The following is a 17,517-nucleotide window of genomic DNA, read 5'->3' as shown; positions in this document are numbered from 1 at the left end:
GGGCAGATGGCACGCGGATTCTGGACGGGTTTGGCACATGGCGGGGCGCTGAGCGTGGCCGCGCTGGCAATTCTGGCGGTTCTGCTGCCGGTGCCCCGGACGACCGTGCCGGACGCGGAAGGCGAAGCGCCGGCGCCCTCGGCGGCGCAGGAAGCGGCGCCAGAGGCTGCGCCCGAACCCGCGCCCGAAAGCGTGGCCCCGACCGGGGATGCCGATGAACCGGCCGCCCCCGAACCTTCCCGCCCCGCCGACCCGGACCGGCCCGAGGCGCCCTCGGTCGATCTGCCGGTCGGGTCGGAATTCGCGCGCGGCGGCGACGTGGCGCCGCTCTTGCCCGAGCCGCTGTCCCCTTCCCCCGACCGCATGGGGCAGGCCGAGGCGCCGGCCGTCAGCGCCCCCGCGGCCGAGCCCGCCCCCGTTGCCGTGACCGCCGATGAGGGGCGCCCGGAAACGGCCGCGGACGATTCGGGCCATGTCCGGCCCATTGCCCCCGATACCGTCGACTCCGCGGAATTCGACCGTCCCGCCACGCTCGGCCTGCCGGAATTGCCGGAGCGGCCGGGCTTTGCCGGGCTCAGCGATCCCGACGACCTGCCCGCTGACAGCCCGCCCGCCGATGCCGTCGCGGCCGAGCCCGCGGAGGAAGCGGTCCCCGAGGATGAGTCCGCCGGCGAGATGCCTGCCGCGGAGGACGCCCCGCCCGTCGCCGAAACGCCGGCGCCGGTCCAGCCCGAGCCCGAGCCCGAGCCTGTGGCCGAACCGGACCCGGCGCCCGTGCCGGAGGCGGGCGAGGAGCCCGAGCCGGTCCGCGAAACCCCGCCGGAACCCGCCCCCCCGGAACCGCACGCCGCGCCCAGCCAGCCTGCCAGCCGCGCCCCGGCCATGCCCGCGCCGGCGCCGGACCTGTCGCTGCCGCCGGATCTGTCCGATCTTCGCGGGCTGGGGCGCGACTGACATGGCCTGGATCAATCCCGCCATCGCCGCCACCTTCGCGCCCCCGGTCATGGAGGCGCGGCGCTGGCTGGAAGGCGTCGTCTTCCCGCCCGACCGCCCGCTTCTGAACGTCAGCCAGGCCGCCCCGGTCGATCCGCCGCCCGAACCCCTGCGCGCCGCGATCGCCGATGCCGCGCTGAATCGGCCCGAGGCGCATCTCTATGGGCCGGTGCTGGGCAATCCCGAGCTGCGCGCCGCCGTCGCCGCGGAATTCGGCGCGGGCTATCGCGGCAGGATCGCGTCTGATCAGGTGGCGATCACCCAGGGCTGCAACCAGGCCTTCTGCGCAGCCGTCACCACGCTGGCGGGCGCGGGCGACGAGGTGATCCTGCCGACGCCCTGGTATTTCAATCACAAGATGTGGCTGGACATGGCCGGGATCCGCGCCGTGCCGCTGCCCTGCGGCGCGGACATGCTGCCCGATCCCGACCGGGCCGCCGGGCTGATCGGCCCCACCACCCGCGCCATCGTGCTGGTCACGCCGAACAATCCCTCGGGCGCGGAGTATCCGGGCGATCTGGTCGGCGCCTTCTTCGAGCTGGCGCAGCGCCACGGCATCGCGCTGATCATCGACGAGACCTATCGCGACTTCGACAGCCGCAGCGGCCCGCCCCATGACCTGCTGGCCCGGCCCGGCTGGGACGAGACGCTGATCCAGCTCTATTCCTTCTCCAAGGCCTACCGGCTGACCGGGCACCGGGTGGGCGCGCTGACCGCATCCGTCGCGCGCATGGCGCAGATCGAGAAATTCCTGGATAGCGTGGCGATCTCGACCTCGCAGCTGGGGCAGATCGGGGCGCTGTGGGGGATGACACATCTGCGTGACTGGCTGGCCGGCGAAAGGGCCGAGATCCTGGCCCGCCGCGCCGCCACCGAGGCCGCGCTGGCCGGCCTGCCAGGCTGGCAGCTGCGCAGCGCGGGCGCCTATTTCGCCTGGGTCGGCCACCCGTTCCGGCTGTCGTCAGTGGAACTGGCCCCGAAAATGCTGCGCGAGGCCGGGATCCTGGCGCTGCCCGGCACGATGTTCACGCCGGCGGGTGATCCGTCCGGCGCGCGCCACCTGCGGCTGGCCTTCGCCAATGTCGACCGCGACGGCATCGCGGAACTGGCGCGGCGGCTGGCGGGGCTGCGGGCCTGAACACTTGTGGCGCGACGGCTGGCGTCCTAAAGACGCAGGCGACACGACCACGAGAAAGGCCGCGCCATGAAGAAACTGCGCACCAAGGGCAAATCGACCATCGTCTGGATCCTGACGGGCCTGATGGTGCTGGGGCTTGGCGGCTTTGGCGTGACCAGCTTCTCGGGCGGCTCGACCGCGATCGGGCATGTGGGCGAGACCCGGCTGACCGCCGACGACTATTCGCGCGGATTGCGCAACCAGCTGCAGGCGATGTCGCAGCAGGCCGGCCAGCATATCGGCATGACCCAGGCCCAGCAGATGGGCATCCCGAACGCGATCCTGGCGCAGCTGGTCACCGCCGCCGCGCTGGAGGAACAGGCGCGGATCATCGGCATCTCGGTCGGCGACGAGCGCGTGGTCCAGTCGATCGCGGACGCGCCCGCCTTCCGCGCCCCCAGCGGCCGCTTCGACCGCGCCGCCTATTCCGAGGTGCTGCGCCGCCAGGGCCTGACCGAGGCGCAGTTCGAGGCCGAGGTGCGCGTGGACGAGGCGCGGCTGCTGCTGCAGCGGGCCGTGACGGGCGGGGTCAGGACGCCGCAGGCGATGGTGGACCAGACCGCGAAATGGCTGCTGGAGACGCGCGATTTGTCCTGGCGCGAACTGACCGCCGAGGCGCTGCCCGAGCCGGTGGCCGATCCCGACGAGGCGACGCTGGAGGCCTGGCACAAGGCCAATGCCGACCGCTTCACCGCCCCCGAGATCCGCAAGCTGACCTATCTCTGGGTGACGCCGGAAATGCTGGCCCCCGAGGTCGAGCTGGACGAGGAGGCGCTGCGCGCGGTCTATGACCAGAACATCGCCGAATACCAGCAGCCCGAGCGCCGCATGGTCAGCCGCCTGATCATGCCCTCGCAGGAGGCGGCCGAGCAGGGCCGCGCCGATATCGACGCGGGCGAGATCCCCTTCGAGGCGCTGGTGCTGCAGCGCGGGCTGGAGATCGACGACGTCTATCTGGGCGAGATGACCAGGGAGCAGCTGGGGGTCGCGGGCGATGCCGTCTTCGCGCTGGACCAGCCCGGCGTGGTCGGCCCGGTCCAGACCAACCTTGGCCCGGCGCTCTATCAGATGAACGCGATCCTCGACCCGGTGGATATCCCCTTCGAGCAGGCCCGCGAGTCGCTGCGCCAGGAGGCCGCCATCGACCGCGCCGCCCGCGTGATCGAGACCCGCTCGGACGAGTTCGAGGAGATGCTGGCGGCGGGCGAGACGCTGGAGGCGGTGGCCGAGACGACGCCGCTGGAACTGGGCCAGATCGAATGGACCGCCGAGCAGGAGCCGCAAGAGGGCAGCATCGCCGGCTATGAAACCTTCCGCGAACGCGCCGCGGCGGTCGGCGCCAATGACTTTCCGCATATCGAGCGGCTGGACGATGGCGGGATCTTCGCCCTGCGCCTGGACGAGATCGTGCCGCCGACGCTGAAGCCCTTCGCCGAGGTCCGCGAGGAGGTGCTGGCGGATTGGCGGCAGGCCGAGACCCATCGCATGCTGCTGACCATGGCCGAGGAAGAGCGGCTGCAGGCGAGTGTCGCGCTGCCGCCCGAAGTCCCGGCCGAAGCCGCCATCGCCGCCCAGAGCGTGACCGGCGAGCCGGCCGATCCCGCCGCCGAAGACGAATGGAGGCAGGAAACCGGGCTGACCCGCGACGGCTGGATCGAGAACCTGCCGCCCGAGGTGCTGGCCCGCGCCTTCGCCATCCCGGCGCCGGGCGAGGTCGAGGTCGCCGATGCCTCGGACCGGGTCTTCCTGGTGCGGCTGGATGCGGTCCATGACGCGGATCTGTCGCAGGATACCGGCCAGCAGGTCGCCGAGTCCGTCGGCCGGCGGCTGGACGAAACCCTGCAGGCCGACCTGTTCGACTATTACAACCGCGCCATCCAGCTGCGTGCCGGGGTGCAGATGAACCAGTCGGCCATCAATGCCGTGAACACGCAGGTTCAGTGATGGACCTGACCCCCGATTTCGCCGCGTTCGAGGCCGGCTGGGCCGAAGGCCTGAACCAGCTGGTCACCATCCGGCTGGCCGCCGACCTGGACACCCCGGTCAGCCTGATGCTGAAACTGGCCGAAGCCGCGCCGATGTCCTTCATGCTGGAATCGGTCACCGGCGGCGAGGTGCGCGGCCGCTACTCGATCGTCGGCATGAAGCCCGACCTGATCTGGGACTGCCGCGACGGCCGGGCCCGGCTGAACCGCCAGGCCCGCTTTTCCGACGAGTTCACGCCCGAGGATCGCCCGGCGCTGGACAGCCTGCGCGCGCTGATCGCCGAAAGCCGGATCGACCGCCTGCCCGACGGCGTGCCGCCGGTCGCGGCCGGGCTGTTCGGCTATCTGGGCTATGACATGATCCGGCTGGTGGAACATCTGCCGCATGTCAATCCCGACCCGCTGGACCTGCCCGACGCGATGCTGATGCGGCCCTCGGTCGTCGCCGTGCTGGACGGGGTGAAGGGCGAGGTGACGCTGTGCGCGCCGGCATGGCATGACGGCACCGACAATGCCCGCGCCGCCTATGCCCGCGCCGCCGAGCGGGTGATGGACGCGCTGCGGTCGCTGGACCGCCAGCCCTCCGAGCCGCGCGCGCTGGGGCAGGATGCGCGGATCGGCGAGCCGGTCTCGAACTTCACCAGGGCCGATTACCTGGCGGCGGTCGAGAAGGCCAAGGAATACATCCGCGCGGGCGACATCTTCCAGGTCGTGCCCTCGCAGCGCTGGCGGATGGATTTCCCGCTGCCGCCCTTCGCGCTCTATCGCAGCTTGCGCCGCACCAACCCCTCGCCCTTCATGTTCTTCCTGAACATGGGCGGCTTCCAGATCGTCGGCGCCAGCCCCGAGATCCTGGTCCGGCTGCGCGACGGCGAGGTGACGGTCCGTCCCATCGCCGGCACCCGCCCGCGCGGCGCGGACGAGGCCGAGGACCGCGCGCTGGAGGCCGACCTGCTGGGCGACCAGAAGGAGCTGGCCGAGCATCTGATGCTGCTGGATCTGGGCCGCAACGATGTCGGCCGGGTGGCGAAGACCGGCACCGTCCGCCCGACCGAGCAATTCACCATCGAGCGCTACAGCCACGTCATGCATATCGTCTCGAACGTGGTGGGCGAGCTGCGCGAGGGCGAGGACGCGCTGTCGGCGCTGCTGGCCGGGCTGCCGGCGGGCACCGTCTCGGGTGCGCCCAAGGTCCGCGCGATGGAGATCATCGACGAGCTGGAGCCCGAGAAGCGCGGCGTCTATGCCGGCGGCGTGGGCTATTTCGCCGCCAATGGCGAGATGGACATGTGCATCGCCCTGCGCACCGGCGTCGTGAAGGACGGCGCGCTCTATATCCAGGCCGGCGGCGGCGTGGTCTATGACAGCGACCCCGAGGCCGAGTTCCAGGAAACCGTCAACAAGAGCCGGGCGCTGCAGCGCGCCGCCGAAGGCGCGGCCCGCTTCGTGCGCGGCAACGGTTGAAGAAAGGCCGAACGGCCGGGCCAGCGCGCAAGGAGAAAGCGGCCCCGAGGGGCCGCTTTCGCGTTCCGGTGAGTGGATTGAGTGGATCAGTCCAGCGGCGCCGGTTCCGCCATCGGGTCCGCGCCACCCATGCCGTCGGCGGGCGCTTCGCTGCCCGGCGCGGGCTCACGCTCGCGGAAGACATATTCCGGGGCCGCGTCGGCCTCTTCCTTGGTCAGGTCGCTGGTGATTTCCTGCGCGTCGTAGTTGATGGTCAGCTGTTCCCAGGGAACGGCGATCTGCTTGGCGCCGATGCCGAGGAAGCCGCCTACGCCGATCGTCGCGGCGATCATCTGGCCGGATTCGCCGTCCACGATCAGGTCGGTGATGCCGCCGATGCGGGTGCCGTCAGGCGCTGTCACCGTCGCGTCGGTGATCCATTCCAGGCGCAACTCGTTGGCGGCCTGCTCGCGGGCGACCTTCTCGCCGGCGGCGGCCTCCAGCGCGGCGGCCTCGGCGTCTTCCGCGCCGTCTTCGGCGGCCGGATCAGCAAGGGGGTCCGCGGCGGGATCGGCCATCGGATCAGCCGCGGGGTCCGCTGCCGGATCGGTGGCCGGATCAGCCATCGGATCGGCGGCCGGGTCCGCTGCCGGATCAGCCGCAGGGTCGGCCAGCGGGTCGGCGGCGGGATCAGCGGCAGGGTCCGCAGCCGGGTCGGCCGCGGGATCGGTTGCCGGATCGGTTTCCATTTCCAGCGGCTCGGTCGTGGCGGCGGGATCGTCGGTGGGCTCGGGGGCGGTGTCCTGGGCCAGCGCCGCGCCGAAGGTAAAGGGAAGGGCAATCGTGGTGGTCAACAGAAGCTTGCGCATGTCTATCCTCCTTATTAGGCGAAGCGGACGCGATGGCCCGTCTCGTTGAAGGATCAATGGCCTGGCCCCTTCGGCGGTTCCTGCCGATCGCCGCTGCGCGTTCACATCCCCGTGATCTGCATCCGCCCGAAAGCCCGTCCGAAACCCTGGCGGCGGGGCTCAGTCCTCGCCGCGATAGGGCTGGACATATTGCAGCGCCATGTCCCAGGGGAAGAAGATCCAGGTGTCCTGGCTGACCTCGGTGACATAGCTCTGCACCATCGGCTTGCCCTTGGGCTTGGCATAGACGGTGGCGAAATGGGCCTTGGGGAACATCTCGCGGATCAGTTCCAGCGTGCGGCCGGAATCGACCAGGTCGTCGACGACCAGGATGCCCTCGCCATCGCGCATCAGCTGCGGATCGGGGCTTTTCAGGACCTTCAGCCCGCCCTGTTCCTGCTTGTGGTAGGACTTGATGCTGATCGTGTCGATGGTGCGGATGTCCAGTTCGCGCGCGACGATCATCGCCGGGACCAGCCCGCCCCGCGTCACCGCCACCACGGCGCGCCATTCGGTGCCGTCCAGCCGCCATGCCAGGGCGCGCGCATCGCGGTGAAGCTGGTCCCAGCTGACGTGAAATCCCTTCTCGTGGGGCAGGCGGTCGATCATTGTCCTTCCTTTCTTCAAAGCCGCAGGATCAGGGACAGGCCCAGCAGGCCGATCAGCGCGGCCGCGCCCCGGTCGATCCAGAATTTCGACGCATAATAGCGACGACGCAACCATGGCAAGGCCATCAGCGACGCCAGCGCGGTATAAAATGCCAGCTCGACCGAAAGTGCCGTGGCGTAAATCACCGCCTTGTCGCCCGCCGACAGCACCGAGGGGAAGATCGACAGCAGCACCGCCGAATAGAACAGCGCCGGCTTCGGGTTCGACAGGTTCAGCGCCATGCCGCCCGGAAAGCTCATCCCCATGCGCGCGTCCAGCGGATCGGGCAGCGGATCGGCCGCGTGCCGCCACATCTGCCAGGCGATCCAGATCAGATAGGCCCCGCCGGCCAGGCGCAGGGCGGTGAAGGTCCAGGGCAGGACGCGGAACAGCACCGTCAGCCCCAGAAGCGCGAACAGGCACCACAGCGAGGCGCCGAGCGCCAGCCCCCAGCCATAGGGCAGGGCGCGGCGGCGCCCCAGCGCGAAGGCGCTCTGGCTGACGGCGATCACGCCGGGGCCGGGCGACAGGATCGCCACGGCCAACGTGCCGACGAACAGGACAAGCTGGTCCAGCGTGACCGACAGCAGCGGGTCAGTCCTTCTTCACCGTCTCGATGTCGGGGGCGTCCACCGCCTTCATGCCGACGACGTGATAGCCGGCATCGACGTGATGCGTCTCGCCGGTCACGCCGGCGCCAAGCGGCGACAGCAGATACAGCGCGGAATTGCCGACATCCTCGATGGTGACGTTGCGGCGCAGGGGCGAGTTCAGCTCGTTCCATTTCAGGATATAGCGGAAATCGCCGATGCCGCTGGCGGCCAGCGTCTTGATCGGCCCGGCGCTGATCGCGTTGACGCGGATGCCGTCCTTGCCGAAATCCTCGGCCAGGTAGCGCACGCTGGCCTCCAGCGCCGCCTTGGCCACGCCCATGACGTTGTAATGCGGCATCACCCGTTCGGCGCCGTAATAGGTCAGCGTCAGGATCGAGCCGCCCCCCTGCATCATCGCCGCCGCGCGGCGGGCGACGGCGGTGAAGGAATAGACCGAGATGTCCATGGTCATCAGGAAATTGTCGCGCGTGGTTTCCGCATAGCGGCCGCGCAGCTGTTCCTTGTCGGAGAAGCCGATGGCGTGGACGATGAAGTCCAGGCCGCCCCATTCGGCCTGCAGCGACTGGAACAGCGCCTCGATCGATGCCTCGTCGCCGACGTCGCAGGGCAGGACCAGCGTCGACCCCAGCTGGGCGGCCAGCGGATCGACCCGGCGCTTCAGCGCCTCGCCCTGATAGGAGAAGGCCAGCTCGGCCCCGGCGCCGGACAGTGCGCGCGCGATTCCCCACGCAATGGATTTGTCGTTGGCAAGACCCATGATGAGCCCGCGTTTTCCAGCCATCAGTCCGGACATCTGCTCGCTTGACATGTGCCGCTCCTCGCGGTTTCAACCCTTTGTGATGTGCTTAGGCGAAAGGTCTGGCGGCATCAAGCGCAAGGGGGAAACATGGCAGATCGCAGTGGTATCTTTGCAGGAGAGGATCCCTTCGCCATCGCCCGCAATTGGCTGGCAGAGGCGGAGAAAACCGAGCCGAACGATCCCGACGCCATCGCCCTGGCGACGGTGGACGAGGCGGGGATGCCCGATGTGCGCATGGTCCTGCTGAAGGAGATCGGCGCGGACCGTTTCGTCTTCTATACCAATTACGAAAGCGCCAAGGGCCGGCAGATCGCGGCGACCGGCAAGGCGGCCTTCGTGATGCACTGGAAATCGCTGCGCCGCCAGATCCGGGTGCGCGGCACGGTGACGCGCGAGGAGGGCGCGAAGGCCGATGCCTATTTCGCCAGCCGGGCGCTGCAAAGCCGGCTGGGCGCCTGGGCCTCGGCGCAGTCGCGGCCGCTGGAGAGTCGCGCCACGCTGATGGCCGAGGCCGCGCGGCAGGGGCTGATTCACGGCACCAACCCGCTGCGGCCGCCCTTCTGGGGGGGATTTTGCATCCGGCCTGTGCAGATCGAGTTCTGGGCCGATGGCGCCTTCCGCCTGCATGATCGTTTTTGCTGGGAACTGCAGGCAAACAATCGCTGGTCGGTCAAAAGACTTTCACCTTAAGGTTGACGGCGACGAAAAGGCGGCTCAACATCCCCCTTTAAGGCAACAAACAAGCGCGGTGGCACCACCAGCCCGCGCGGTCTTTGGTCGAAGTAAACCCAACTGAACGGTGTATCGCACCGATACCGGTCTCCGACCTCAGAACGCGTCCCGCGCATGACGGTGAAGTGATGACAAAGGATGAAGACAAGCCGTTCCTGATAACAGGGCTTGTGAAATGGTATGACCCTGCCAAGGGTTACGGGTTCATCGTGAACGGAGACGGTCAGTCGGACATTCTTCTTCACGCGAACGTGCTGCGCAATTTCGGGCGCAGCTCGGTGGCGGACCAGTCGCGCATCAGCGCCTGGGTGCAGCCGACGTCGCGCGGCCTCCAGGCCAGCGAGATCGTCAGCATCGAGCCTCCGGCCAGCGACGGCACGCCGCCGATCGCCGATCTGGGCAAGGAGGTGATCGAGCAGATCGATGACCTGCCGCTGCGCCCGGCACGGGTGAAATGGTTCGACAAGGCGAAGGGCTTCGGCTTTGCCAATATCTTCGGGCATGGGGACGACGTCTTCATCCATATCGAGGTGTTGCGCCATTCCGGCTTCGGCGACCTTGCCATCGGCGAGGCCGTCTGCATCCGCGTCATCGAGGGCCCGCGCGGCCTGATGGCGGCGCAGATCTGCAGCTGGGACAGCGCCAACTGCCCCTCCCATAAGGCCGTCGCCGCAGGCCTGAAGGATGACAAAGTCGGCGAACAGGTCGAAGATCTGGCCCATGTGGCCGAATAGGATTCGATCTGCCTTTCTGACACTTGCCTTCACCGCGCTGCTTTCGGGCAGCGCGGCTTTCGCGACCGCGCCGGTCTGCGCCGACGATCTGGTGCTGCTGCAGGGTGATTCGGCGCCGCTGAAGATCCGGGTCGAGATCGCCGACGATGCCGCCTCGCGGGCGCAGGGGCTGATGTTCCGGCGGTCCTTGCCGCGGGGGCAGGGGATGCTGTTCGTCTATCCGCGCCCCGCGCCGTTGTTCTTCTGGATGCGCAACACCTTCATTCCGCTGGACATCGTCTTCATCGATGACCGCGGCGTGATCCGCCATATCCACCCCCAGGCCCGCCCGCTGGACGAGACCCCGATCCCCGGCGCCGCGCCGGGCGACCCCGATCCCGAACGGCTGATGGTGCTGGAAATCGGCGGCGGCGAGGCCGCGCGGCTGGGGCTGCGCGTGGGGCAGGCGCTGGCCCATCCGCGCCTGGATGCGGCGCGCGCCGCCTGGCCCTGCCGCTAGGCGGCCCGCCTAGCCGATGCGCCGGCCGCTTTCGGCCTCGAACAGGTGCAGCGCCTCGCGCCGCACCGACAGCCGCAGCATGTCCGAGACCGGCATGTCCGAGGGCATGGTCACGGTCAGCGTCTCGCCGCCGGTCAGCCCGTGGACCAGGCGTTGCGCGCCCAGTTCCTCGATCGCCTGGACCTGCATCTCGATATTGCCCTCGGGGGTGATGGTCAGGTCCTCGGGGCGGATGCCGACCAGCCCGGCATGGGCGGTGCCCGGCAGGTGGCCGACGGCGCGGGCCGGGATCAGGTTCATGGCCGGGCTGCCGATGAAGCCGGCGACGAAGGCGGTGGCGGGGCGGCGATAGACCTCGAGCGGCGTGCCGATCTGCTCGACCCGCCCGGCGCTGAGAACCACCAGCCGGTCGGCCAGCGTCATCGCCTCCAGCTGGTCATGGGTCACGTAGATCGAGGTCGTGCCCAGCCGCTGCTGCAGCTGCTTGATCTCCAGCCGCATGGCGACGCGCAGCTTGGCGTCCAGGTTCGACAGCGGCTCGTCGAACAGGAAGGCGGCCGGTTCGCGCACGATGGCCCGGCCCATCGCCACCCGCTGGCGCTGCCCGCCCGACAGGGCGCGGGGCTTGCGGTCCAGATAGGGACCGATCTGCAGGATCTCGGCGGCCTCGGCCACGCGGCGCTCGATCTCGGCCTTGGGGGTGCGGCGGTTCTTCAGCCCATAGGCAAGGTTCTGGCGCACCGACATGTGCGGATAGAGCGCGTAGTTCTGGAACACCATGGCGATGTCGCGGTCCGCCGGCTCGACCTGGTTGACCACGCGGTCGCCGATGCGCACCTCGCCGTCGGTGATGCTTTCCAGCCCGGCGATCATCCGCAGCAGCGTGGACTTGCCGCAGCCCGACGGCCCGACCAGCACGATGAACTCGCCATCCGCGATTTCCAGGTTCACGTCGCCGATGGCGCGGGTGCCGCCGGCATAGACCTTGCCGACATTCGAGAGGGTGATGGATGCCATTCTTCTATTTCTCCGTCTCGACCAGGCCCTTGACGAACAGCCGCTGCATCCCGATCACCACCGCCACCGGGGGCAGCATGGCCAGCATCGCCGTCGCCATGACCAGGTGCCACTGCGGCACGCCGTCCACCGCGTCGGCCATCCGCTTGATGCCCGCGACGATGGTATAGTAATCCGCGCTGGTCGTGATCAGCAGCGGCCACAGATACTGGTTCCAGCCATAGATGAACAGGATCACGAACAGCGCCGCGATATTGGTGCGCGACAGCGGCAGCAGGATGTCGCGGAAGAATTTCAGCGGGCCGGCGCCGTCGATGCGGGCGGCCTCGGTCAGCTCGTCCGGGATGGTCAGAAAGACCTGGCGGAACAGGAAGGTCGCGGTGGCCGATGCGATCAGCGGGATCGACAGGCCCGCATAGGAATTCAGCATCCCCAGATCCGCCACCACCTGGAAGGTCGGCACGATGCGGACCTCGACCGGCAGCATCATGGTGATGAAGATGCACCAGAAGGCCAGGTTGCGGAAGGGAAAGCGGAAATAGACGATGGCGAAGGCCGAGGTGATCGAGATGACGATCTTGCCGATGGCGATGGACAGCGCCATGATCAGGCTGTTCACCATCATCGTGCCGACCGGGGGCGTCCCGCTGGTCGAGACGCCGGTCTCCAGCAGCCGGCTGTAATTCTCGACCAGGCGCGGGCCGGGCCACATCGGCACGGTGCCGGACATGAAGTCGGTCGGGCCGTGGGTCGAGGCGACGAAGGCCAGCCAGACCGGCAGCGCGACGATGGCGACGCCCAGCATCAGCGTCAGATGCGCCAGCAGGTTCAGGAAGGGGCGGTTCTCGATCATCAATAGGCCACCTTCTTCTCGACATAGCGGAACTGGATGGCGGTCAGCGCGATCACGATCAGCATCAGGATCACCGACTGCGCCGCCGAGGACCCCATGTTCTGGCCGACGAAGCCGTCGAAATAGACCTTGTAGACCAGGATATTGGTGGCCTGCGCCGGGCCGCCCTCGGTGGTGGCGTCGATGACCGCGAAAGTGTCGAACATCGCGTAGACGATATTGACCACCATCAGGAAGAAGGTCGTCGGCGACAGAAGCGGGAAGGTGATGTCGAAGAAGCGCCGCACCGGTCCCGCGCCGTCGATGGCCGCGGCCTCGCGCAGGCTGGCGGGGATCGATTGCAGCCCGGCCACGAAGAACAGGAAGTTGTAGCTGATCTGCTTCCAGGCGCTGGCGATCACCACCAGGATCATCGCGTCGGTCTTCGAGGTCATGTGGTTCCAGTTGTAGCCGACCACGTCCAGCACATAGGGCATGACGCCGATGGTCGGGTTGAAGATGAACCACCACAGGATCCCCGCGACGGCGGGGGCCACCGCATAGGGCCAGACCAGCAGCGTCGTATAGACGCTGGTCGAGCGGATCATCCGGTCCACCGCCACCGCCAGCAGCAGCGAGAAGCCCATCGACAGAAGCGTGACCGAGATCGCGAAGACCACCGTCACCTGCAGCGAATTCAGGTATTGGGCGCTGTTCATCAGCGCCCGGAAATTGGCCAGCCCGACGAAGTTCGTGTTGATGCCGAAGGCGTCCTGCCGCAGCACGCTGTGCCGGATCGCCTGCGCGGCGGGCCACAGGAAGAAGATGAAGGTGATGGCAAGCTGCGGCGCCAGAAGAAGCCAGGGCAGCAGCTGGTTGCTGAAGATCGTGCGCTTCATCGGCACTCCGGTTGGCGGTGGGCGGCGGACGAAGGAAGGGGCCGCGTCGCGGTGACACGGCCCCTTGCGTCGGCGGTTACTGGTTCTGGGCCTGGAATTCCTCGATCAGCGCATTGCCGCGCTGCACCAGGCTGTCCAGCGCGCCCTGCGCATCCTTGGCGCCCGACAGAAGCTGCTCGAACTCCTCGTCGATGATGCCGCGGATCTGGACATAGTTGCCGAAGCGCAGGCCCTTGGAATTCTCGGTCGGCTCGTTCAGCGTGATCTGCTGGATGCTGACCTCGGTGCCGGGGTTCTGCTCGTAATAGCCCTGTTCCTTGCCAAGGTCATAGGCCGCCTGGGTGATCGGCAGATAGCCGGTGAACTGGTGCCATTCGGCCTGGACCTCGGGGCTGGAGAGATATTCGAAGAAGCGCGCGACCCCCTCGTATTCCGCGTCCGGCCGGCCCGACAGCACCCACAGCGTCGCGCCCCCGATGATCGAGTTCTGCGGCGCGCCCTCGATGTCGTCGTAATAGGGCAGCATGCCGAAGCCGACCTCGAAATCGGTGGCGTTGGCGATGATCCCGGCGCGCCCGCCCGAGCTTTCCATGTAGATCGCACATTCCTGCGAATAGAACAGCGGCGCCGCGCCGTCGCCCGCCACCGGGCCGCCATATTTGAACAGCCCCTCGTCGGCCCAACGCTTCAGGTTTTCCCAATGCTTGACCTGCGCCGGGCCGTTCAGGGTCAGCCGCGCATCCTGTCCGCCAAGGCCGTTTTCCAGCGTGCCGATGGGCTGGTTGTGCCAGGCGCTGAAATTCTCGGTCTGGATCCAGCTGATCCAGCGCGAGGTGAAGCCGCAGCTGGCCGCACCCGATTCCCGGATCCGGGTGGCGAATTCCTCCAGCTGGGCCCAGGTCTCGGGCGGTTGCTCGGGGTCCAGCCCGGCCTTCTCGAACGCGTCCTTGTTGTAATACAGGATCGGGGTCGAGCTGTTGAAGGGCAGCGACAGCATGTTGCCCTCGGTGTCGCTGTAATAGCCGACGACGGCGGGCAGATAGGCCTGCGGGTCGAAGCTCTCGCCATGGTCGGCCATCAGTTGGTGGACCGGGACGACGGCGCCCTCGGCGGCCATCATGGTGCCGGTGCCGACCTCGAAGACCTGCACGATGGCGGGCTGCTGGCGGGCGCGGAAGGCCGCGATGGCGGCGGTCATCGTCTCGGGATAGGTGCCCTTGTAGGACGGCACCACGCGGTATTCGTCCTGGCTGTCGTTGAAGTTGCGGGTGATCTCTTCCAGCTTGGCGCCCAGCTCGCCGCCCATGGCGTGCCACCACTGGATGTCGGTTTGCGCCTGCGCGGCGGTCAGCGACGCGATCAGAGCCGCGACAGAGGCGGTGAGAAGTCGAGACATGTTTTCCTCCCAATGGAGTTGCGTTTCGTCGCCCGGCCTAGCGGTGCCCGGTGACGGTCTCGCAACATTATTGTGAACGGAATGTGACAGTCTTTGACTGTTTGGTCAACGCGATGCGTTACGTCACCGGAGGGCCCGCCGAACGCCCCGGCGATCACCCCGCCGGGCGGCGCGACAGGGCCAGCGCGGCGCCGAAGGCGATCATCGTGCCGCCGCTGATGCGGTTGATCCAGTGCAGGCTGCGGGCATTGCGCATCAGCCCGGTCAGCCGCGTGCCGAAATAGGCATAGACGGCGATGGCGATCACTTCCAGCAGCAGGAAGACCGCCCCCAGCAGCAGGAAGCTTTGCCAATAGGCCAGCGGGGCGACGAATTGCGGGAAGAAGGCGGTAAAGATCAGGATCGCCTTGGGATTGCCCGCCGCGACCAGGAATTCCTGCCGCATGAAATCGCGCGGCCGGCCCTGCGGCGCGCGCAGCGCCCGGGCGTCGATGGCCCCGCCCGAGCGCAGAAGGCGCAGGCCCAGCCAGACCAGATAGGCCGCGCCCGCCAGCTTGACCAGCGTGAAGGCCAGCTCGGACGCCATCAGCAGCGCCCCCATGCCAAGCGCCGATATCGCGATCATCAGCGCGAAGGCGACCAGCCGCCCCAGAGAGCCCAGCATCGCCACCCGCATCCCGTGCCCCGCGCCGATGGTCAGCGACAGCAGGTTGTTGGGTCCGAAGGCCATGTTCAGCGCGAAACAGGCGGGGATGAACAGGATCAGCGTCTCAATCGGCATGGCACGGCTCCCGGCAGGTTGACGGCACCATCCTTGCGCCGATCGCGCGCCGATGCAATGTCTTGCGGCGGCGGCTCAGTCCCTGCCTGGCGTCCCGCGCAAGGTCGCGATCAGCGGCAGCACGGTGGCGGCCAGCAGCGGGTTGATGGCCCGTTCCACCACCGGGATCAGCGCCAGCCCCAGCATCAGCCCCAGAAGGCCGTCGAGGATGGCCGTGACCATCCAGGCGACGACGCCCGGCGCCTGCGGCAGGGCCGCCGCCGCGGTCTGGGCCAGCTGGCGGATCCAGTCATACGGGACGTGCCAGCCCAGCTCGTGCAGCCCGTGGACGATGATCTGCCCGCCGACCCACAGCATCGCCGCCGTGCCGACCACCGTCAGCACCCGCATCAGCCCCGGCATCAGCTTGACGATCCCGCGCCCCAGCGCCGCCGTCGCGCCCCGGCGCCGGGTCGCCAGGTGCAGCCCGACATCGTCCGCCTTCACGATCAGCGCCACCGCGCCATAGACCGCCGCGGTGATGCCCAGCCCGACCACCGCAAGGATCATCGCCTTCATCCACAGCGCGTCGTCAGCGGGGATGGTGGACAGCGCGATGGTCATGATCTCGGCCGAGAGGATGAAATCGGTCTTGATCGCGCCGGCCACCCGCGCCTCTTCCAGCGCGGCGCCGTCGCCTTCGGGGTTGGTGTGCCTGTCGCTGTCGTGCCGGTCGCCATGGCCGAAGGCATGGGCGATCTTCTCGGCCCCCTCGAAGCACAGATAGGCCCCGCCCAGCATCAGCAGCGGCGAGATCGCCCAGGGCGCGAAGGCCGACAGCAGCAGCGCCACCGGCAGCAGGATCACCAGCTTGTTGAAGATCGACCCCTTCGCGATCTTCCACACGATCGGCAATTCGCGGCCGGCATCGAAGCCATGGACATATTTCGGCGTCACCGCCGCGTCGTCGATGACCGCGCCGGCCGCCTTGGCCCCCGCCTTGGCCGCCTGTCCCGCGACATCGTCGACCGAGGCCGCCGCCACCTTCGCAATGCTTGCCACATCGTCCAGCAGCGCGATCAGTCCGCTCATCCCGCCCTCTTTCGCTGTTCCTGCCTAGCCGGGCTGCGCCAGGACCCACCAGATCGCGGCGCCGACGGCCAGCAAGGCCAGAACGACCAGCAGCCGCGGCCAGCGCGAGGGCTTTTCCAGCGGATCGACACTCAGCGGCGCGGCGGCATGGCCCAGTTTCTCGCGGATGCGCTGGCGGGCGCGGGCCGGGGCCATGACCGGGGTCAGCCCAAGCGCCGTCCCGGCCAGCCGTTCCTGCCAGGCGCGCAGATCCTCGGCGAAGACCGGGTCGGCGGAAAGCCGCGCGACGGCGGCGGCGGCCTCCTCGCCCTCCAGCAGGCCCAGGGCCAGCTCGGCCGCCAGGATCTCGTCGTAATCGGCGGGGACGGGATCGGTCGGAGCCGGATCCCTCGGGACAGCATCCTTCGGCACAGCATCCTTGGGGTCCGGTTCCTTCGGGTCCGGTTCCTTCGGGGCAGGGGGCGGGGTGGTCTCGTCGCTCATCTCGCCGCCCCTTGCGCCGCTTCCTGCGGTGCCCTGCCGCCGCGCAGGGCGGCCAGCCGCGCGCGCAGCAATTCGCGCATCGCCGGGGCGGTCCGCCCCTCGCGCCGGGCCAGCGCCTGCAGGCTGGCGCCTTCCAGCCACAGCGCCTCGACCGGGTCGGGGCGGGTCAGCCCGCCCGGCAGGCCCTCGGCCCGCATCCGTTCCAGCGCCATCTCGCGGGTCAGCGTCAGCAGCCATGCCATCGGCGAAAGCCCGCTTTCGGGTTGCCGGCCGGCCTCGGACCAGATCCGCAGATAGACCTGCTCCAGCGCATCCTCGGCGATGGGGCGGTCCTTCAGGATCGAGACCCCCAGCGCGTGCAGCTGGGCCGATGTCGCCTCGTAGAGCATGTCGAAGGCCGCCCGGTCGCCCGAAGCCACACGCGAAAGCAGGCCTCCGATCTGGGTCTGTCGCGCTTGCTGCACCTCGTGCCTCGTCTGCCGTTCCTCTTGCCGGGCCGACCTTAT

The 17,517-nt window shown here is 68.6% G+C and carries 19 protein-coding genes; 7 read left to right on the top strand and 12 right to left on the bottom strand.

The window, feature by feature from the left end; genetic code table 11:
* Nucleotides 1-6 precede the first annotated feature (6 nt).
* From C9E82_RS02470 to trpE, 4 genes are all read left to right on the top strand, one after another.
* Complete coding sequence (locus C9E82_RS02470; RefSeq protein WP_122449183.1) at nt 7-954, top strand: hypothetical protein; 948 nt, start codon at nt 7-9, stop codon at nt 952-954.
* Between the two features lies 1 nt (nt 955).
* Entirely contained in the window at nt 956-2,131 is a 1,176-nt protein-coding gene (locus tag C9E82_RS02465) for an aminotransferase (protein WP_119896544.1), read from the top strand.
* Between the two features lie 66 nt (nt 2,132-2,197).
* Nucleotides 2,198-4,114, top strand: a complete 1,917-nt coding sequence (locus C9E82_RS02460; RefSeq protein WP_240643401.1) for a peptidylprolyl isomerase — start codon at nt 2,198-2,200, stop codon at nt 4,112-4,114.
* A complete protein-coding gene (gene trpE / locus C9E82_RS02455) occupies nt 4,114-5,619 on the top strand; it encodes an anthranilate synthase component I (protein WP_119896543.1) in 1,506 nt (501 codons plus the stop codon). The genes C9E82_RS02460 and trpE overlap by 1 nt, the downstream gene beginning before the upstream one ends.
* 86 nt (nt 5,620-5,705) lie before the next feature.
* Here trpE and C9E82_RS02450 read toward each other — a convergent pair whose 3' ends face one another.
* From C9E82_RS02450 to fabI, 4 genes are read right to left on the bottom strand one after another with little or no spacing between them, the layout of a single operon-like run.
* Nucleotides 5,706-6,572 (bottom strand): PRC-barrel domain-containing protein, encoded by an 867-nt coding sequence (locus tag C9E82_RS02450; protein WP_147393028.1) that lies wholly within the window; start codon nt 6,570-6,572, stop codon nt 5,706-5,708.
* Between the two features lie 54 nt (nt 6,573-6,626).
* Nucleotides 6,627-7,115: a xanthine phosphoribosyltransferase gene (gene gpt, locus C9E82_RS02445; protein WP_119896541.1), complete on the bottom strand. Its 489-nt coding sequence runs from the start codon at nt 7,113-7,115 to the stop codon at nt 6,627-6,629.
* 14 nt (nt 7,116-7,129) lie between these two features.
* Complete coding sequence (locus C9E82_RS02440; RefSeq protein WP_240643400.1) at nt 7,130-7,693, bottom strand: LysE family translocator; 564 nt, start codon at nt 7,691-7,693, stop codon at nt 7,130-7,132.
* Between the two features lie 55 nt (nt 7,694-7,748).
* The gene (gene fabI, locus C9E82_RS02435; protein WP_183154029.1) at nt 7,749-8,576 is read right to left on the bottom strand and encodes an enoyl-ACP reductase FabI; all 828 of its coding nucleotides are present in this window, start codon (nt 8,574-8,576) and stop codon (nt 7,749-7,751) included.
* Between the two features lie 78 nt (nt 8,577-8,654).
* Between fabI and pdxH the strand changes: the two genes are divergently transcribed.
* The 3 genes from pdxH (at nt 8,655) to C9E82_RS02420 (ending at nt 10,532) form a co-directional block, all read left to right on the top strand.
* Nucleotides 8,655-9,257, top strand: coding sequence for a pyridoxamine 5'-phosphate oxidase (gene pdxH, locus C9E82_RS02430; RefSeq protein ID WP_119896539.1), 603 nt, complete (start codon nt 8,655-8,657; stop codon nt 9,255-9,257).
* Between the two features lie 170 nt (nt 9,258-9,427).
* Complete coding sequence (locus C9E82_RS02425; protein ID WP_119896538.1) at nt 9,428-10,033, top strand: cold-shock protein; 606 nt, start codon at nt 9,428-9,430, stop codon at nt 10,031-10,033.
* A complete protein-coding gene (locus tag C9E82_RS02420; RefSeq protein ID WP_119896537.1) occupies nt 10,020-10,532 on the top strand; it encodes a DUF192 domain-containing protein in 513 nt (170 codons plus the stop codon). The genes C9E82_RS02425 and C9E82_RS02420 overlap by 14 nt, the downstream gene beginning before the upstream one ends.
* Nucleotides 10,533-10,541: 9 nt before the next feature.
* Here C9E82_RS02420 and C9E82_RS02415 read toward each other — a convergent pair whose 3' ends face one another.
* The 8 genes from C9E82_RS02415 to C9E82_RS02380 form a co-directional block, all read right to left on the bottom strand.
* Nucleotides 10,542-11,549: a sn-glycerol-3-phosphate import ATP-binding protein UgpC gene (locus C9E82_RS02415; RefSeq protein WP_119896536.1), complete on the bottom strand. Its 1,008-nt coding sequence runs from the start codon at nt 11,547-11,549 to the stop codon at nt 10,542-10,544.
* A gap of 4 nt (nt 11,550-11,553) precedes the next feature.
* Nucleotides 11,554-12,402 (bottom strand): sn-glycerol-3-phosphate ABC transporter permease UgpE, encoded by an 849-nt coding sequence (gene ugpE, locus C9E82_RS02410; RefSeq protein ID WP_119896535.1) that lies wholly within the window; start codon nt 12,400-12,402, stop codon nt 11,554-11,556.
* Nucleotides 12,402-13,280: a sn-glycerol-3-phosphate ABC transporter permease UgpA gene (ugpA, locus tag C9E82_RS02405; protein ID WP_119896534.1), complete on the bottom strand. Its 879-nt coding sequence runs from the start codon at nt 13,278-13,280 to the stop codon at nt 12,402-12,404. Before ugpA ends, ugpE begins: the two co-directional genes overlap by 1 nt.
* Nucleotides 13,281-13,356: 76 nt before the next feature.
* Nucleotides 13,357-14,676 (bottom strand): sn-glycerol-3-phosphate ABC transporter substrate-binding protein UgpB, encoded by a 1,320-nt coding sequence (gene ugpB / locus C9E82_RS02400; protein WP_119896533.1) that lies wholly within the window; start codon nt 14,674-14,676, stop codon nt 13,357-13,359.
* Between the two features lie 154 nt (nt 14,677-14,830).
* Entirely contained in the window at nt 14,831-15,457 is a 627-nt protein-coding gene (locus C9E82_RS02395) for a LysE family translocator (protein WP_119896532.1), read from the bottom strand.
* Nucleotides 15,458-15,532: 75 nt separating this feature from the next.
* Entirely contained in the window at nt 15,533-16,528 is a 996-nt protein-coding gene (locus C9E82_RS02390; protein ID WP_119896531.1) for a DUF808 domain-containing protein, read from the bottom strand.
* 24 nt (nt 16,529-16,552) lie between these two features.
* Nucleotides 16,553-17,011 carry a hypothetical protein gene (locus tag C9E82_RS02385; protein ID WP_119896530.1) on the bottom strand — a complete coding sequence of 153 codons (459 nt, stop codon included), beginning with the start codon at nt 17,009-17,011 and terminating at the stop codon, nt 16,553-16,555.
* Complete coding sequence (locus C9E82_RS02380) at nt 17,008-17,430, bottom strand: sigma factor (protein WP_122449182.1); 423 nt, start codon at nt 17,428-17,430, stop codon at nt 17,008-17,010. Before C9E82_RS02380 ends, C9E82_RS02385 begins: the two co-directional genes overlap by 4 nt.
* Nucleotides 17,431-17,517: the final 87 nt, after the last annotated feature.

The sequence above is a fragment of the Paracoccus sigandri genome (assembly GCF_003709565.1).
Classification (GTDB): Bacteria; Pseudomonadota; Alphaproteobacteria; order Rhodobacterales; family Rhodobacteraceae; genus Paracoccus; species Paracoccus siganidrum.
The sequence above is the reverse complement of the archived record's forward strand: the minus strand, read 5'-3'. Positions and strand labels throughout refer to the sequence as shown.

Bases quoted from the DNA above. Each gene is read 5' to 3' on its own strand.
- C9E82_RS02425 (WP_119896538.1), top strand. From the start codon at position 9,428: ATGACAAAGGATGAAGACAAGCCGTTCCTGATAACAGGGCTTGTGAAA.
- trpE (WP_119896543.1), top strand. From the start codon at position 4,114: ATGGACCTGACCCCCGATTTCGCCGCGTTCGAGGCCGGCTGGGCCGAA.
- gpt (WP_119896541.1), bottom strand. From the start codon at position 7,115: ATGATCGACCGCCTGCCCCACGAGAAGGGATTTCACGTCAGCTGGGAC.
- ugpB (WP_119896533.1), bottom strand. From the start codon at position 14,676: ATGTCTCGACTTCTCACCGCCTCTGTCGCGGCTCTGATCGCGTCGCTG.
- C9E82_RS02415 (WP_119896536.1), bottom strand. From the start codon at position 11,549: ATGGCATCCATCACCCTCTCGAATGTCGGCAAGGTCTATGCCGGCGGC.
- pdxH (WP_119896539.1), top strand. From the start codon at position 8,655: ATGGCAGATCGCAGTGGTATCTTTGCAGGAGAGGATCCCTTCGCCATC.
- ugpA (WP_119896534.1), bottom strand. From the start codon at position 13,280: ATGAAGCGCACGATCTTCAGCAACCAGCTGCTGCCCTGGCTTCTTCTG.
- fabI (WP_183154029.1), bottom strand. From the start codon at position 8,576: ATGTCAAGCGAGCAGATGTCCGGACTGATGGCTGGAAAACGCGGGCTC.
- ugpE (WP_119896535.1), bottom strand. From the start codon at position 12,402: ATGATCGAGAACCGCCCCTTCCTGAACCTGCTGGCGCATCTGACGCTG.
- C9E82_RS02470 (WP_122449183.1), top strand. From the start codon at position 7: ATGGCACGCGGATTCTGGACGGGTTTGGCACATGGCGGGGCGCTGAGC.
- C9E82_RS02460 (WP_240643401.1), top strand. From the start codon at position 2,198: ATGAAGAAACTGCGCACCAAGGGCAAATCGACCATCGTCTGGATCCTG.
- C9E82_RS02385 (WP_119896530.1), bottom strand. From the start codon at position 17,011: ATGAGCGACGAGACCACCCCGCCCCCTGCCCCGAAGGAACCGGACCCG.
- C9E82_RS02465 (WP_119896544.1), top strand. From the start codon at position 956: ATGGCCTGGATCAATCCCGCCATCGCCGCCACCTTCGCGCCCCCGGTC.
- C9E82_RS02390 (WP_119896531.1), bottom strand. From the start codon at position 16,528: ATGAGCGGACTGATCGCGCTGCTGGACGATGTGGCAAGCATTGCGAAG.
- C9E82_RS02420 (WP_119896537.1), top strand. From the start codon at position 10,020: ATGTGGCCGAATAGGATTCGATCTGCCTTTCTGACACTTGCCTTCACC.
- C9E82_RS02395 (WP_119896532.1), bottom strand. From the start codon at position 15,457: ATGCCGATTGAGACGCTGATCCTGTTCATCCCCGCCTGTTTCGCGCTG.